15 protein-coding genes and 1 pseudogene are annotated in these 15534 nt (G+C 74.6%); 5 read left to right on the forward strand and 11 right to left on the reverse strand.

The window, feature by feature from the left end; genetic code table 11:
- Positions 1–110: 110 nt before the first annotated feature.
- The 4 genes from ACIPM1_RS01360 to ACIPM1_RS01375 all read right to left on the reverse strand — a co-directional run bounded on the left by ACIPM1_RS01360 (position 111) and on the right by ACIPM1_RS01375 (position 4097).
- Positions 111–1085 (reverse strand): N-acetylmuramoyl-L-alanine amidase, encoded by a 975-nt coding sequence (locus ACIPM1_RS01360; RefSeq protein ID WP_356185747.1) that lies wholly within the window; start codon positions 1083–1085, stop codon positions 111–113.
- A gap of 258 nt (positions 1086–1343) precedes the next feature.
- Positions 1344–1514 carry a hypothetical protein gene (locus ACIPM1_RS01365; RefSeq protein WP_402427317.1) on the reverse strand — a complete coding sequence of 57 codons (171 nt, stop codon included), beginning with the start codon at positions 1512–1514 and terminating at the stop codon, positions 1344–1346.
- A gap of 79 nt (positions 1515–1593) precedes the next feature.
- Positions 1594–2253 (reverse strand): class I SAM-dependent methyltransferase, encoded by a 660-nt coding sequence (locus ACIPM1_RS01370; RefSeq protein WP_356185749.1) that lies wholly within the window; start codon positions 2251–2253, stop codon positions 1594–1596.
- Positions 2254–2357: 104 nt separating this feature from the next.
- Positions 2358–4097 carry an MFS transporter gene (locus ACIPM1_RS01375; protein ID WP_402427320.1) on the reverse strand — a complete coding sequence of 580 codons (1740 nt, stop codon included), beginning with the start codon at positions 4095–4097 and terminating at the stop codon, positions 2358–2360.
- Positions 4098–4412: 315 nt separating this feature from the next.
- Here ACIPM1_RS01375 and ACIPM1_RS01380 point away from each other — a divergent pair, with 315 nt between their 5' ends.
- Positions 4413–5483 (forward strand): hypothetical protein, encoded by a 1071-nt coding sequence (locus tag ACIPM1_RS01380; protein WP_402427323.1) that lies wholly within the window; start codon positions 4413–4415, stop codon positions 5481–5483.
- Positions 5484–5618: 135 nt separating this feature from the next.
- On the opposite strand, the gene ACIPM1_RS01385 is transcribed toward ACIPM1_RS01380, so the two are convergent.
- The 3 genes and pseudogenes from ACIPM1_RS01385 to ACIPM1_RS01395 all read right to left on the reverse strand — a co-directional run.
- Positions 5619–6260 (reverse strand): response regulator, encoded by a 642-nt coding sequence (locus ACIPM1_RS01385; protein ID WP_402427325.1) that lies wholly within the window; start codon positions 6258–6260, stop codon positions 5619–5621.
- Complete coding sequence (locus tag ACIPM1_RS01390) at positions 6257–7729, reverse strand: sensor histidine kinase (protein ID WP_402427328.1); 1473 nt, start codon at positions 7727–7729, stop codon at positions 6257–6259. Before ACIPM1_RS01390 ends, ACIPM1_RS01385 begins: the two co-directional genes overlap by 4 nt.
- Positions 7730–7748: 19 nt before the next feature.
- A pseudogene (locus ACIPM1_RS01395) lies at positions 7749–7853 on the reverse strand (ABC transporter permease); the annotation flags it as partial.
- A 295-nt stretch (positions 7854–8148) separates the two neighbouring features.
- Here ACIPM1_RS01395 and ACIPM1_RS01400 point away from each other — a divergent pair.
- Complete coding sequence (locus ACIPM1_RS01400) at positions 8149–9006, forward strand: MaoC/PaaZ C-terminal domain-containing protein (protein WP_402427331.1); 858 nt, start codon at positions 8149–8151, stop codon at positions 9004–9006.
- Between the two features lie 199 nt (positions 9007–9205).
- Here the strand turns inward: ACIPM1_RS01400 and ACIPM1_RS01405 are convergent, their stop codons facing one another.
- Both ACIPM1_RS01405 and ACIPM1_RS01410 read right to left on the reverse strand, forming a co-directional pair.
- Positions 9206–9364, reverse strand: a complete 159-nt coding sequence (locus ACIPM1_RS01405; protein WP_402427334.1) for a hypothetical protein — start codon at positions 9362–9364, stop codon at positions 9206–9208.
- A gap of 104 nt (positions 9365–9468) precedes the next feature.
- Positions 9469–10893 carry a hypothetical protein gene (locus ACIPM1_RS01410; RefSeq protein WP_402427337.1) on the reverse strand — a complete coding sequence of 475 codons (1425 nt, stop codon included), beginning with the start codon at positions 10891–10893 and terminating at the stop codon, positions 9469–9471.
- A gap of 196 nt (positions 10894–11089) precedes the next feature.
- Here ACIPM1_RS01410 and ACIPM1_RS01415 point away from each other — a divergent pair, with 196 nt between their 5' ends.
- From ACIPM1_RS01415 to ACIPM1_RS01425, 3 genes are read left to right on the forward strand one after another with little or no spacing between them, the layout of a single operon-like run.
- Positions 11090–11983, forward strand: coding sequence for a Nif3-like dinuclear metal center hexameric protein (locus ACIPM1_RS01415; protein ID WP_402427340.1), 894 nt, complete (start codon positions 11090–11092; stop codon positions 11981–11983).
- On the forward strand, positions 11980–12723 hold the full coding sequence (locus ACIPM1_RS01420; RefSeq protein WP_356188499.1) for a C4-type zinc ribbon domain-containing protein: 744 nt from the start codon (positions 11980–11982) through the stop codon (positions 12721–12723). The genes ACIPM1_RS01415 and ACIPM1_RS01420 overlap by 4 nt, the downstream gene beginning before the upstream one ends.
- Before the next feature lie 52 nt (positions 12724–12775).
- A complete protein-coding gene (locus ACIPM1_RS01425) occupies positions 12776–14005 on the forward strand; it encodes a bifunctional RNase H/acid phosphatase (RefSeq protein ID WP_402427343.1) in 1230 nt (409 codons plus the stop codon).
- On the opposite strand, the gene eda is transcribed toward ACIPM1_RS01425, so the two are convergent.
- Together eda and yaaA are read right to left on the reverse strand one after the other, a co-directional pair.
- Positions 13980–14639, reverse strand: coding sequence for a bifunctional 4-hydroxy-2-oxoglutarate aldolase/2-dehydro-3-deoxy-phosphogluconate aldolase (gene eda / locus ACIPM1_RS01430; RefSeq protein WP_402427346.1), 660 nt, complete (start codon positions 14637–14639; stop codon positions 13980–13982). The two genes, ACIPM1_RS01425 and eda, sit on opposite strands and share 26 nt — an antisense overlap.
- A 78-nt stretch (positions 14640–14717) precedes the next feature.
- The gene (gene yaaA / locus ACIPM1_RS01435; RefSeq protein ID WP_402427349.1) at positions 14718–15518 is read right to left on the reverse strand and encodes a peroxide stress protein YaaA; all 801 of its coding nucleotides are present in this window, start codon (positions 15516–15518) and stop codon (positions 14718–14720) included.
- Between the last annotated feature and the right edge of the window lie 16 nt (positions 15519–15534).

A 15534-nucleotide genomic window follows, 5' to 3' on the forward strand; every position in this document is an offset into this window, starting at 1 on the left:
GTCACCGGGTCGCCGACAGGCCCCGGTGCGAAGCGCGGGGGTGGCCCCTCATGGTAGGGACGACACTATCGTCCGTCCCGTGAGGGTGTCCGCCGGGATCAGCGCGCCGATCACGACCCGCGCAGGAAACTCACGATTCCCTCAGAGATCCCCTGCGCCGCTTTCTGCCGCCAGGCGCCGCTGGTCAGCTGCGCCGCGTCCTTGCTATCGCGCATGTTGCCGCACTCGATGAACACCTTCGGAACCGTTGACAGATTGAGACCGCCCAGGTCCTTCCGTGTGACGAGTCCGGTGCCGCCGCCGATGTAGTTGGACGGCGCGTTCCCCGTGACGCGCACGAAGTTGCCCGCGACCCGCTCGCCGAGGTCGCGCGAGGCGGCGGCGATCGGGCGGGTGTCGGCACGGCCGGCGTGCACGGACGCGGGGAGGATGACGTGGAACCCGCGGTCGCCCGCTGCGGCGCCGTCGGCGTGCAGGGAGATCGCCGCGTCCGCGTGCGCGGCGTTGCCGATCCGGGCCCGCTCGTCCACGCACGGGCCGAAGGCCGGGGAGTCCCCGTCGTGCGTCAGCTTCACCGTGGCGCCCTGCCGCTGGAGCAGCGTGCGCAGCCGGTGCGCGAGATCCAGGCTGAACCGGGCCTCGGTGTAGCCGGAGTTGGTGGACGTGCCCGTGGTGTCGCACTCCTTGCGGTTGGTGCCGATGTCCACCTGACGGTTGATCTCGGCGGCGTGCCGGAAGTTGCCGGGGTTGTGCCCCGGGTCGATGACGACGACCTTGCCCTTGAGGGAGCCGGAGGCGGCGGGCGCGGAGGCGGAGGGCCCCGCGCTCCGCGACGGCGCCGGGGAGGCGCCCGGCTGCTTGGAGTCGGCGCCGGGGGAGGAGGCCGGGGCGGACGGGGGAGCGCTGGTGGCCGGACGCGCGCCGGCCCGGTCCGCGCCGTCCCCGGAACCGTCCTTGCCCACCGCCTCGTACACGACCCAGCCGAGCAGCCCGCCGGGCACCAGCGCGGCGAGCGCGACGATCAGGGGCGCGCGGCGGGAGCGGCGGGGCTGCGGGGGATCGAAGTCCGGGCCTAGGTACGACACGTCAGCCACCCTAGCGGCCGGCCACGGCGAGCACGGCCCGAGCCGGTCACCCGGGGGGCCGGTGCGGGACCGGGGCCTGCCCGCGCCGGTCGACCGTGGTCCGCGTAAGGCCCGAGCTGGTGATCCGGGGTCCGGTGCGGGACCGGGGTCCGCGTACGGCCCGGGCCGGTCACCCGGGGCTCGTACGAAGCCGGGGCCCCGCGTCCGCCCCGGGCGGAGCCGCGTGCCCGGCCGTGGCCCCGCGGGCGCCGCGACGGCTCAGAAGCCGCCGATGATCAGCCACGCCGCGACGCCGAGCACGGCCAGGTAGCCCCTCACGCCGAGGGCCTTGCCCAGTCCCTCGCGCCCCGAGTTCTCGAGCACCCGGCCCGCGATGCCGACCAGCGGCGCCCCGAAGACGATCAGGAGTATGCCGATCAGGAAGTCCACACCCCCCACCCCCGTAGCGGATCGCTCCCCGGTGATCCGGATGAGTGAGCGTAGGGGCGGGGCGCGGCCGGGGGAAGGCTCAGGAGGTGCGGACCGGCGCCTGCGTCCGCCGCAGGACGCGCAGCGAGCCGGTCGCCGGGAGCTCGGTGAACTCGCCCGACTCCAGGGCCCGGAGGTAGACGCGGTACGGAGCCTGTCCGGTGAACTCGTCCGCCGGGTCCGGGAACACGTCGTGGATGACGAGGAGGCCGCCCTCGGCGACATGGGGCGCCCAGCCCTCGTAGTCGGCGGCGGCGTGCTCGTCGGTGTGGCCGCCGTCGACGAACACCAGGCCGAGCGGGGTGTTCCAGAACGCGGCGACCTGCGGCGAGCGGCCGACCAGCGCCACCACGTGCTCCTCCAGGCCCGCCCGGTGCAGGGTGCGCCGGAACGTGGGCAGCGTGTCCATCAGGCCGATCTCCGGGTCGACCGTCTCCGGGTCGTGGTACTCCCAGCCGGGCTGCTGCTCCTCGCTGCCGCGGTGGTGGTCCACGGTGAGCGCGGTGACCCCGGACTGCCGGGCCGCGTCGGCGAGCAGGATCGTGGAACGTCCGCAGTAGGTGCCGACCTCCAGCAGCGGCAGCCCGAGCCGTCCGGCCTCCACGGCGGCCGCGTACAGCGCGAGCCCCTCGTCGGTGGGCATGAACCCCTTGGCGGCCTCGAACGCGGCCAGGGTGTCCGGCTTGGGTGCCGCGGGCATGGGGGTCCTTCCGGTCGTACGTGCGTGAGGGCCCCCATGCTGCCGCACCCCCCGCCGGCGGGGCGACGGAGGGTGCGGGTGGCGTCGGTCTCAGGCGCGGGCGCTCACGCGGTGACCGTCTCGCCCGGCAGGGACAGGTCCAGGTCGACCGGGCGGTCGTCGCCGGTGTGGGTCGCCGCGGAGGCGTGCGGGCCGTGCCCGGTGGCGCGGGCGGCCAGCACATAGGGGCCCTCGGCCGGGACGGCGAGGGCGTAGCTGCCGTCCGCCGCGGAGAGCGTGGCCCCCGCCTGCCGGCCGCGCCGGTCGATCAGCGTGACCTTGGCGCGCGGCACCGGCGCCCCGTCGGCGCCCAGGACCCGCCCGCGGAAGCCGCGCAGCACCTCCTGCGCGCGCTCCAGGTTGGCGTCCTCCTCGCTGCTCGCCCGCAGCTGCGGCCGCGCCGACCGGTTCGGGCTCGGCAGGCACAGGGCCAGGACCAGACCGAGGGCCACGGCGGCCGTCGCGATCAGGAAGGAGACGCGGAAGCCGTGCATCGTCGGGACCGCCACGCCGCCGACGGGGCGCGCGGTGTTCGCCAGCACCATGCCGATCACGGCGCTCGACACCGAGGTGCCGATGGACCGCATCAGGGTGTTGAGGCCGTTGGCCGCGCCGGTCTCGGAGGCCGGGACCGCGCCGACGATGAGGGCGGGCAGGGACGAGTACGCGAGGCCGATGCCCGCGCCGAGGACCACCGAGGTGACCACCGTCTGCCAGGCGGCGTCCATCAGGCCGAGGCCGCCGCCGTAGCCGGCCGCGATGACCAGCAGACCGAGGATCAGGGTCACCTTGGGGCCGTAGCGGGTGGACAGACGGGCGTAGACCGGCGCCGTGAACATCATCGTCAGGCCCAGCGGGGCCACGCACAGACCCGCCACCACCATCGACCGGCCCAGGCCGTAGCCGGTGGCCTCGGGCAGCTGGAGCAGCTGGGGCAGGACGAGCGAGACGACGTAGAAGCTGACGCCGACCATGATCGAGGCGAGGTTGGTCAGCAGCACCTCGCGGCGGGCGGTGGTGCGCAGGTCGACCAGCGGAGCCTTGACGCGCAGCTCCAGCACGCCCCACAGCACCAGTACGACGAGGGCCGCGGCGAACATGCCGAGCGTCCTGCCGGAGGACCAGCCCCAGTCGCTGCCCTTGGTGACGGGCAGCAGGAGCAGGACGAGCCCGGCGGACAGGCCGAGCGCGCCGAGCAGGTCGAAGGAGCCCCGCGCGCGCATCGGGGACTCGGGGACGACGAGGAGGGTGAGGACGATGGAGAGCACACCGAGGCCGGCGGCGCCGTAGAACAGGGCGTGCCAGTTCGCGTGCTGGGCGACCAGGGCCGCGGCGGGCAGCGCGAGGCCGCCGCCGACGCCGATCGAGGAGCTCATCAGCGCCATCGCCGAGCCGAGCCGCTCGCGCGGCAGCATGTCCCGCATCAGGCCGATGCCGAGCGGGATGGCGCCCATCGCGAAGCCCTGGAGCGTACGGCCGACGATCACGGGCAGCAGGGTGCTGGTCAACGCGCTGACCAGCGCGCCCACCACCATCACCGCGAGGCTCGCGATCAGCATCCGCCGCTTGCCGTACAGGTCGCCGAGGCGGCCCATGATCGGCGTGGCCACCGCGCCCGAGAGCAGGGTCGAGGTCAGCACCCAGGTCGCGTTGCTGGGCGCGGTGTCCAGCAGTTGCGGCAGGTCCTTGATGACCGGGACGAGCAGGGTCTGCATCACCGCTACAACGATGCCCGCGAAGGCGAGTACGGGGACGAGTGCCCCGCTCGCGCTCGGCGCGGGCCGGTCGGTCGTCGTGAGCGTCATGAAGTGGGGCCTCCGGGCCGGGGAGAGGGGTCGATGATCACGCGGGTAGCCCTGGGTGAACCCCGTACGTCCGGGCGCCTATTCCGATACTTTGGCGTACTAACGATTTCTTGACCGTTCCGCAATCTCCTGACGGCCCGTCGGCTGTTCGGTGGTACGCCGTGCGGCGGTCGGCCGTACGGACGGTTCGCCGTGCGGGTCATATCCGCGCGGGATACCTATGGCCTTGCGGCCGGACGATCACCCCCTGTGCCTGAGTCGGCGCTGTGAGCTCGCGGCCGTCCTCGCGTCCTCGACAGACAAGGAAGCTTGTCCATGAAGTCCTCCATGCGCCTGCGGGGCGCGTCCGCCGCGCTGGGCCTCGGGCTGTGCCTGGTGGCACTGCCCACGGCGTCGGCCCAGGCTCAGGCCCGGGTCCAGGTCCCCTGTGACGTGACCGCTCTACGGAACGCGATCATCGCGTCGAACAGCAGCGGCGCGGACCTGACCCTCGCCCGCAACTGCACGTACACCCTCACCGACGCCTACGCCGGCGAGGACGGCCTGCCCCCGGTCACCGGCACCTACACCGTCAACGGCGTGGGCGTCACCATCCGCCGCGCCTCCTCGGAGCAGTTCCGCATCCTCCACGTGGCTCCGGGCGCGCGGCTGACCCTCAACAACGTCACCCTCGTGGGTCGTCAGACCGAAGAGGTGGCGGGGGGCGGCATCCTCAACGAGGGCACCCTGTCCGCGACGCAGGTCACCGTCAGGGACACGCAGAACCTCGCCGCGTACGGCGGCGGCATCGCCAACGCCGGCACCCTCTCCATGCAGCGCGGCGCCCTGACGGGCAACAGCGCGTACCTCGGCGGCGGTCTCCTGAACTGCGGTGGCAGCGCGACGCTGAGCAACGTCGCGCTCTCCCACAACAGCGCGTCCGACGGAGGCGCGCTCAACAACAACTGCTCGAGCACCCTGACCCTGAACGCCACCACGGTCCGGGACAACGAGGGCCGCTACGGCGGCGGCATCGTCAACTGGACGAACCTGGTCACCAACGGCACCAGGATCACCGCCAACACGGCCTACTACGGCGGTGGCCTGTTCAACGTGCGCGGCACCGCGAACCTCTCGAGCAGCCGGGTGACCGAGAACACCGCGTTTTACCAGGGCGGTGGCATCTACCTCGCCGGTGGGGCGGTGAACCTCCTCTCGGGTACCACGGTCACCCAGAACACGCCGGACAACTGCTACCCGCCGGGCCGCGTCACGGGCTGTTCCAACCCGGCAGTCGGGCGCCTGGCCAGGTCCGCAACACCGATGCCGCAGGACGCGCGGAAGCTCGCCAAGGTCCGCGCGCTGCTCAAGAAGACGCCGGCCATCCGGGTCGTCGGCCTGGACTGAGCCCAGGACGCGCCACCCCGGGGTCCACTCCGGCCCTCCCCACCGCACCGTCGTGCGCGGGGGCGGGTCGGCCGCGATCAGTGCCGGGGGCCGCACAGTGGCGGCGCGGTCCCGTCGGCGCCCCCGCACGGCTCCCTACAGCCACCCCTGCTGCCGTGCCTCCCGCATCGCCTCCAGGCGGTTGCGGGTGCCGGTCTTGCCGATGGCGGCGGAGAGGTAGTTGCGGACGGTGGACTCCGACAGGTGGAGCCGGGCGGCGATGTCGGCGACCGTCGCGCCGTCCGCCGACGCCTTCAGCACGTCGCACTCGCGGGCGGTGAGCGGGTTGGGCCCGGCACTGAGGGCGGCCGCGGCGAGCGCCGGGTCGACCACCGTCTCGCCGGTGAGCACCCGGCGGACGGTGGCGGCCAGTTCCTCCACCGGGCCGTCCTTGACCAGGAAGCCCGCCGCGCCCGCCTCCATGGCGCGGCGCAGGTAGCCGGGCCGGCCGAAGGTGGTCAGGATCACCACCCGGCAGTCGGGCACCTGCTCACGCAGGTCGGCGGCCGCGTCCAGGCCGCTCCTGCCCGGCAGTTCGATGTCCAGCAGGGCCACGTCGGGCCGGTGGACCAGCGCGGCGTCCACGATGGCGTCGCCCGCCGCGACCTGGGCGACGACCTCCATGTCCTCCTCCATGCCGAGCAGGAGGGCGAGGGCGCCCCGCATCATCCCCTGGTCCTCGGCGAGCAGGATGCGGACGGGCTGGGCGGGCCGGTGGTCCCGGGGCGTCTCGTTCACGGGCCAAGGGTAGGGAGGGGACCCGAGCCGATGCCGTCGTCCGGTCGTGCCGAGTGACCGCCGGTGCCGGGGGTCACCTCGCGCCGGGCGCCGTGGACCGCAGGCCGGGCGAGTCGCTCCGCCGGCCCCCTGGACCGGGCCAGATGTTCTTCCTCCGGCCCGTTGGCACCGGCGACTTGTTCGTCCGGTCCCGTGAAGTCCGACGTGTCCACCGGGAGTTCGGCGGTGACCGTGAAGCCCCCGCGCGGCGACGGCCCGGCACGCAGGGAGCCGCCCGCCGCCGCGAGGCGCTCGGTCAGGCCCTTGAGACCGGTGCCGCCGATGCCCGGCGGAGCCGGGTCGGAGACGAGGGTGGGGACGGGGACGCCGGCGCCCCCGCCGTCGTCGGCGACTTCGAGCCGGACGCGTTCGGGCGTGCCGTCGACGGTGATCTGGCAGCGGGCCGCACCGCTGTGACGTACGGCGTTGGTGACCGCCTCCCGCACCACCCAGCCCAGCAGGGCCTCGGTCTGCGGCGTCAGCGGCGGCCCCGACCGGCGCACGACGGGCTCGATGCCGGCCGCGGTCAGCGCCGAACGGGCCCGGTCCAGTTCGGTGCTGAGGCTGCCCTCGCGGTAGCCGGTGACCGCCTCGCGGATCTCGGTGAGCGCCTGCCGCCCGACGGACTCGATGTCCGTGATCTGCGTCAGCGCCGCCCCCATGTCGCGCGGCGCGAGCCGCCGGGCCGCCTCAGACTTCACCACGATCACCGAGAGGGTGTGCCCGAGCAGGTCGTGCAGGTCGCGGGAGAAGCGCAGCCGCTCCTGCTCCACCGCGCGCCGGGCCAACTCCTCGCGGGCGGAGCGCAGTTCCCGTACGGCCTCGGACAGGGACAGGATCGCGGCCGTCACCAGCGTCGACAGGAAGGTGCCGTAGGCGACGTTGATCCAGTCCGTGCCGTGGCCGCGCAGGGCGGCGACGGTGCCGGCCAGCGCGGCCAGGCCCAGGCAGCACCTCCCGAGCCAGGGCCCCCGCACGATCGCGCCCGTGGCCAGGCCCAGCAGCGGGAAGAACTGCAGCCAGCTGCCGCCGTAGCCGATGGCCAGCGCGCAGGTGACCGCTCCCAGCAGGGCCAACGCCACCCGCGTGGCGCGGGCCTCGCGTCTGCACTTGTCGAAGGCTCTGAACACGACATAGATATAAAGCGAGTTGAAGGCCAGCAGGCCCAAACCGCCGATCCACGGGTTCGGGGGCCGGCCCTGGAAGATGTTCGAGAAGGCGCCCATCCCCATCAGTAGCCAGGGCAGCAGACCGAAGCCGCTGACCGGCGGACTCGGGTCCTCAACCGCTCGCCAGGTCTTCCGGGCGGCACGCCACTCGGCTCCGCGTCGCTTGTGACGCTGCTCGGCAAGGCACCTTTGCTCACGTGCCCGCCGGAGCGACGACCGTGCCGGTGCCGACCGGCCGGTGACCCCGCGCTTCCAGGACATTCCCCTACTCCCCCCCCGATCAGTCGGTGCCCGCGCCGCGGCGGTACGACAGGACGGCGTACGAACCCGGCGCGGGCAGCCAGGCGGTCAGCACGAGGATCGCACCGAGGGGCGGCGGTGTCCCGCCCGGCGCCGTCCCGTTCCTCTTCGCCATGACCACGACGCTACGAGGACCCGGGCCCCGTCCGGCAGATGCGCTTGTCCGCTCTCCGGCGGGACAAATGTCACGGCCGGCCGCACCGCACCCCACGCGAGCCGGCGCGGAGTCAGGAGCTTTCACAGTCGGCGGGCGCAGGGTTATACAGGGGGCGCCGACTGGAACTCGTTCTAGAAGCTCCGGGTTCCGCGGCATCGTGACGACCTCGGTGCGGCCGACGGAGCGGACGGCCGCGCGGGGTCTCGAGACCGTCAGGAGCCCCATGCCCATCGACGCAGCCAAGGCACTCGCCGCCGAGCCCCGGACCGGCGAGATCTCCTGGACCCCCAAGGACGTCCAGCTCTACCACCTCGGCATCGGCGCGGGCGTCCCCGCCACCGACCCCGACGAGCTGCGCTACACCCTGGAGTCCAGGCTGCACGTCCTGCCGAGCTTCGCCACCGTCGCCGGGGGCGGCTCACCCGGCGTGATCAGCGGTCTGTCCATGCCCGGCGTCGAGGTCGAACTCGCCCGGGTGCTGCACGGCGGCCAGGCGCTGACCGTGCACCGGCCCCTTCCCGTGCGTGGCACCGCCACCGCCACCAGCCGGATCGCCGCCGTCCACGACAAGGGCACGGCTGCCGTCCTCGTCCTGCGCACCGAGGTCACCGACGCCGACGGCCCGCTGTGGACCGGCGACGCCCGGATCTTCGTCCGCGGGGAGGGCGGCTGGGGCGGCGACCGGGGCCCCTCCACCCGTCCGGCGGAACCCGCCGGCCCACCGGACCGGACCGTCGAGCGGCCGATCCGCGAGGACCAGGCCCTCCTCTACCGGCTGAGCGGCGACTACAACCCGCTGCACGCCGACCCCGAGTTCGCGCGGCTCGCCGGGTTCGACCGGCCCATCCTGCACGGGCTGTGCACCTACGGCATGACGCTGAAGGCCGTCGTCGACACCCTGCTCGGCGGTGACGTGACCCGGGTCCGCTCGTACAGCACGCGTTTCGCCGGGGTGGTGTATCCGGGCGAGACCCTGCGCATCCGCATGTGGCGGCAGGAGGGGGCCGTGCGGGTCGCCGTGAGCGCCGTCGAGCGGGACGACGCCCACGTCCTCGCCGACACCGTCGTGGAGCACACCTGAACCGCCCGGGGGGCCGGTGCGCCACCACCGCCGGAGGGACCGTCAGCCGTCGTCACCGGGGCGGGCCGCGGGCGGAGGGGGAGGAGTTCGCGGCCGTCGAGGTCCTCGGCCCGCGCCGCGCACGGCGCGACGACGGCGGAGGGGCCCGGACTTCCAGGAAGTCCGGGCCCCTCCGCCGTCTGCTGTCCGCTGTCCGCCGTCAGGCGGCCGCTTCGGCCTCCCCGCCGGGCTTGCGGTGGCGGCCGCTGGGGGCCGTCTCGCCCTGCTGGGACGAGACCGGACCGCGGTGCCTGCCATGACCGGTGGCGTCCTGGACGCGCTCGTCGGGCAGCGGCTGGTTCGTACTGGCGTCGCTCATCGGAAGGATTCACCCCGTCAACATCATCTTTCGTACAGCCGGGCGAGTCTAACCGGCACACCTCGGGCGAAATCCAGGCGGCCACGCCGACCGGCACGACTTCGTTACCTGCTCGCCATACGGTCCGTCAGAGGCGCCTGCTGCAACGGGACCGGGCGGGGCGCGGCGGGCTCCGGCGGCAAGGGTCGCGCCACCGGGCCGGGTTCGGCGTCCGGTTCGGCGTCCGGTTCTGCGCCCGGACAGGGCCTCGTCCCGTCGTCCGCGGCCGGTGTCCCCGCGCCCGGCGCCCGCGTCACCGGCGCCTGCCTGGCCGACGTCCGCGCGGCGCCCGCCCAGGGGTCCTCACCGGCCCCGGCATCGGAGGGCTCCCCGGCATCGGAGGGCTCCCCGGCGTCGGTGGGCTCCCCGGCATCCGGGAGGTCCCCGCCGGAGGGCTCCCCGGCGCCGGGCGGCTTCCCCTCCGCGCCCGCAGAGCCCTCCCGCGCCGCCGGGTGCGGCGACGCCTGCCCCAGCGGCGCCTCCCACGCGGCCACCCCGCAGGGCACCGCCTCGGTCGCGTACGGCAGCCGCAGCTCCCCGTCCGCGGTCCACAGCCCGGTCCCGGTCAACCACCCCTCGGGCGCGGGCAGATGGACCACCTGCCGCTCGGCGGGCCGCCACACGCCGACCCAGCTGCCGAGGGCGCCGTCGCAGCGCAGCGCCACCCCGCACTGCTCCGGCGTCAGCACCTGCCCCGGCTGGATGGCGAACGGGGTCACCACGCAGTCCGGCAGCCGCAGGCACTCCGGGAAACGCACCGGCAGGGTGCTGCCGAGGACGCCCCAGCCCAGCCGGTCCTTCCCGGGAGAGGGTGCGTCCGAGCGGATGAGCAGCAGCCCGCTGTCGGGGTCGGCGAGCAGCAGCCGGTCGTCGCTCTCGGCGGTGATCTGCAGCAGCGGCGACACCGCGCCGTCGCGCCCGAGGTCCACCACGACCGTCTTGGTCCGCCCCAGGACCTCCCGGTCCAGGGCCAGCATCCGTGCGGCGCGGTCCAGCCAGACCCCGCCCGAGCAGTGCCCCGGCACCTCGGCGACCAGCTCGGGCCCCAGGGCGCCGCCCACCACCAGCCACACCGCCGTGGAGCGCCGGCCGACGGCGAGCGCGTAGGCCCGCTCGCCGCCGGGCGCCGGGGGCAGCAGCCGCAGGCCGGTGCCCTCCGGGCACTCGACCGCGCCGAGCGGCAGTTCGCCGGTGCCGGGGCCGGTCGGATACAGCAGGGAGAAGGCGTGCCGCCCGGCCGTCGGCCGCCGGATGAGGACCCGGCCGTCGGCCATCGGCTGCACCTCCGTACCGGGCTCCTCGGGCTGGTTGCCGGGCAGCGGCACCGTGTAGGGCTCGGGGCCGTCCAGCGTCCAGCGCTCCGGGTAAAGGGAGTCGCCGCTGCGCGCGAGCCGGGCCGCGTAGGCTCCGTCCGCCGTGATCGTGCAGCCTGCCCGCGGCGTACCGCCGTGCTCGTTGTCCGCCGTGGGCTCGATGGCACAGGCCGTCATCGTCGGTCACCTCCGGTGACGACGCTAGTTTTCGTCGGTGCGGAGGCAGGAGCGGCGGGCGGCGGCTTCACACATAAGGGTGGAGCAGAAGCGATTCTGCTGAGGGGGCGGAGACGTGTGTGCTGGACGCGCGCGCCCCGGGCCGGGGCGACGGCACCGGTTCAGCCGCGGAGATCGGCCAGGTAGCCTTGCACCCGTGCCCCGTCTGTCTGAAGTCATCGCCGCGCTGGAGAGCCTGTGGCCCGCCGAGCGGGCCGAGTCCTGGGACGCGGTCGGCACCGTCGTGGGCGACCCCGACCAGGAGGTCACCCGGGTCCTGTTCGCCGTCGACCCCGTCCAGGAGATCGTCGACGAGGCGGTGAAGCTGGGCGCGGACCTGCTGGTCACCCACCACCCGCTCTACCTGCGCGGTACGACGACGGTCGCGGCCTCCACCTTCAAGGGCCGCGTGGTGCACACCCTCATCAAGCACGACATCGCGCTGCACGTCGCGCACACCAACGCGGACACCGCCGACCCCGGCGTCTCCGACGCCCTCGCGGGCGCGCTGGACCTGCGGGTCGTACGGCCCCTGGTGCCCGACGCCACCGACCCGGAGGGCCGCCGCGGGCTGGGCCGCGTCTGCGCGCTGGACCACCCGCTGACCGTCCGCGAGTTCGCCGCGCGCGCCGCGGAGCGGCTGCCCGCCACCGCGCAGGGCATCCGCGTCGCCGGCGACCCAAAGGCCCTCGTCCGCACGGTCGCCGTCAGCGGCGGCTCCGGCGACAGCCTCTTCGACGCCGTACGGGCCGCCGGCGCCGACGCCTTCCTCACCGCGGACCTGCGCCACCACCCGGCCTCCGAGTTCATGGCGGCCTCCGCCCACAGCCCCCTCGCGCTGCTCGACGCGGCGCACTGGGCCACCGAGTGGCCCTGGTGCGAGCTGGCCGCAGCCCAGCTCGACGAAATCTCCGACCGGCACGGCTGGGACCTGCGCGTGCACGTCTCGGCCACGGTCACCGACCCCTGGACCGCCCACGCGGCGTCCACCGCCACCCTTCCAACGAGCGCTTCGCGCACCCCTTCGAATGCCCCGGGAGCCCCCAACTGAACGCCGCGCCCGCCGACCAGATCCGACTGCTCGACGTCCAGGCCCTCGACGTCCGCCTGCAGCAACTCGCGCACAAGCGGAAGTCCCTGCCCGAGCACGCCGAGATCGAGTCGCTGACGAAGGATCTGACGCAACTGCGCGACCTGCTGGTGGCCGCGCAGACCGAGGAGAGCGACACCGCCCGCGAGCAGACCAAGGCCGAGCAGGACGTGGACCAGGTGCGCCAGCGCGCCGCCCGCGACCAGCAGCGCCTCGACTCCGGTGCCGTCACCTCCCCGAAGGACCTGTCGAACCTCCAGCACGAGATCGCCTCCCTCGCCAAGCGCCAGGGCGACCTGGAGGACGTCGTCCTGGAGGTCATGGAGCGCCGCGAGTCCGCGCAGGAGCGGGTCGCCGAGCTGACCGAGCGCGTCGGCTCCGTCCAGTCCAAGATCGACGACGCCACCGGGCGCCGGGACGCGGCCTTCGAGGAGATCGACGGCGAGGCGGCGTCCGTGACCAAGGAGCGGGAGGTCGTCGCCGGCTCCGTCCCCGCAGACCTGCTCAAGCTGTACGACAAGCTGCGCGCGCAGCAGGGCGGCATCGGCGCGGCGAAGCTGTACCAGCGCACCTGCCAGGGCTGCCGCCAGGAGCTCGCCATCACCGAGCTGAGCGAGATCCGCGCGGCGGCCCCCGACACGGTCGTACGCTGCGAGAACTGCCGCCGGATCCTGGTGCGCACCGCCGAGTCCGGCCTGTAGCCGGGCGCGCGGTCGGTGGTCGGGCGGTAGGGCCGGTAGGGAGCGGTACGGCGTGCGGGAGTTCATCGTCGAGGCGGACGGCGGGTCGCGGGGCAACCCCGGGCCCGCGGGCTACGGGGCCGTGGTGACCGACGCGGCGACGGGGGAGACGCTGGCGCGGGCCTCGGAGTACCTGGGCACCACCACGAACAACGTGGCCGAGTACCGGGGCCTGCTGGCCGGCCTGCGCGCCGCGCGCGAACTGGACCCCGCGGCGCGGGTGCACGTCCGCATGGACTCCAAGCTCGTCGTGGAGCAGATGTCGGGCCGCTGGAAGATCAAGCACCCCGGCCTCCGACCGCTGGCCACGGAGGCGGCCCGGGTCTTCCCGCCCGACCGGGTCACCTACGAGTGGATCCCGCGCGACCAGAACAAGCAGGCCGACCGCCTGGCCAACGAGGCGATGGACACGGGGACTTCACCTGACGCCGGCCCGTCCGAAGCGGGCGCGGATGCCGTCACCGGCGAGGGTGCCGGAGCGCGTGCCGACGCCGGTGCGGAGGCCGAGGCCCGTGCGGCCGCCGCCGCGGATGCCGCACCCCCCGCCCCCACCCCCGCGGGCGCCGACGTCAGGGCCGCGCGGGTCGTCGCCTCGCCCGGGTGGGCGCCCGCGGATCTCGGCGCTCCGGCCACCTTCGTCCTGCTGCGGCACGGCGAGACCCCGCTGACCCCGCAGAAGCGGTTCTCCGGAAGCGGCGGGACCGACCCCTCGCTCTCCGCCGTGGGCCGGGAGCAGGCCGAGCGAGTGGCGGCGGCCCTCGCCCGGCGCGGCACGATCCAGGCCGTCGTCTCCTCGCCCCTGGCCCGCACCCGCGAGACCGCCGGCATCGTCGCCGCCCGGCTCGGCCTCGGCGTCACCGTCGAAGAAGGCCTGCGCGAGACCGACTTCGGGGCCTGGGAGGGGCTCACCTTCGCCGAGGTCCGCGAGCGCCACCCGGACGACCTGAACGCCTGGCTGGCCTCCCCGGAGGCCGAACCCACCGGCGGTGGCGAGAGCTTCGCCGCGACCGCCGTCCGGATCGCCGCCACCCGCGACAAGCTGGTCGCCGCCCACGCGGGCCGCACGGTCCTGCTCGTCACGCACGTCACGCCGATCAAGACGTTCGTCCGCCTGGCGCTCGGCGCACCCCCCGAGTCGCTGTTCCGCATGGAGCTGTCGGCGGCCTCGCTGTCGGCGGTGGCGTACTACGCGGACGGCAACGCGAGCGTCCGGCTGCTCAACGACACCTCGCACCTGCGCTGAGCCCCGCCGCCGCGCGGGCCAGCCGCTCGATCCGGGACCAGTCCCGCGCGGCCACCGCGTCCGGCGGCAGCATCCAACTCCCGCCGACACAGCCGACGTTGGGCAGCGCCAGATACGCGGGCGCGGTGTCCGGGCCGATGCCCCCGGTCGGGCAGAAGCGGGCCTGGGGGAGCGGGCCGGACAGGGACTTCAGATAGGCGGTGCCCCCGGCGGCCTGGGCCGGGAAGAACTTCATCTCCCGCACCCCGCGCTCCAGCAGCGCCACCACCTCGGTCGTCGTCGACACCCCCGGCAGGAACGGCACCCCGGACGCCCGCATCGCCTCCAGCAGGGCGTCCGTCCAGCCGGGGCTCACCAGGAACCGCGCCCCGGCCGCCACGCAGTCCGGCACCTGGCCCGGGGAGATGACCGTGCCCGCGCCCACCACCGCCTCCGGCACCGCGCCCGCGACGGCCCGGATCCCCTCGAGCGCGGCCGGCGTCCGCAGCGTCACCTCGATCGCGGGCAGCCCGCCGGCCACGAGCGCCCGGGCCAGCGGCACCGCGTCGGCGGCGTCGTCGAGGACGACCACGGGCACGACGGGGGCGAGATCGAGCACGGAGACCGGCGCGGGCGCGGGCACGGAGGAGGGCATGGCCGTATCCTGCCCACGGCCTTCACCCTGCGCAAAGGGCGTTGCGTATGCTGCAACGCGCCGAGGGTGCCGGTCGTGTCAGTGGATCTCCGTCACCACCACGTCCAGCGCCCACGGCCTCCCCGCCCTCGCGGGCGGCTCCGCCTCCACCACGTACCCGAGGTCGCGCAGCGCCTCGACCAGTTCGGCCGGGTCCTTCGGAGCGGCCCCCTCGGTCAGCAGGGCGCGGACGATCCGGCCCTTGGTCGCCTTGTTGAAGTGGCTGACGACCGACCGCTTCTCCACGCCGTCCACCGTCTGCGCGTGCAGCACCCGCACGGTCGCCGTCCGGTGCGCGACCTCGCCCTTCGGCTTCCAGGCGGCCGCGTACGCGGAGGACCGCAGGTCCAGCACCAGCCCGCCGCCGGCCGCCTCGGGCAGCACCGCGGCCATCGGCGCGCGCCAGTACGCGCCCAGCGCGCCGATCCCCGGCAGCCGCACCCCCATCGAGCAGCGGTAGGACGGGATCCGGTCGGTCACCCGGACGGCGCCCCACAGCCCCGAGAACACCAGCAGCGACCGCGCCGCGCGCCGCTTGGCGGCCGTGTCGAGGGAGGCCAGGCCGAGGGCGTCGTAGAGCACCCCGGTGTAGATCTCCCCGGCGGGGCGTGCGCCCGCCGTGCGCAGTTCCGCGTTCTTGGCGACCTCGCCGCGCAGGCCCTCGCTCAGCCCGAGCACCTCACGGGCCTTGTCCTCGTCGCCCGCGCACAGCCCGACCAGTTCGCCGAGGACGGCCTCACGGGCGGCGGCGAGCCCCGGCAGCGACAGCGACTCCGGCCGCAGCGGGGCGCCACGCCCGGAGGAGGCCTTGCCTTCGGACGGCGGCAGCAGGACAAGCACGGGGTCACTCCTTCTG

Origin of the sequence: Streptomyces sp. NPDC086766 (assembly GCF_044746005.1) — a bacterium.
GTDB lineage: Bacteria > Actinomycetota > Actinomycetes > Streptomycetales > Streptomycetaceae > Streptomyces.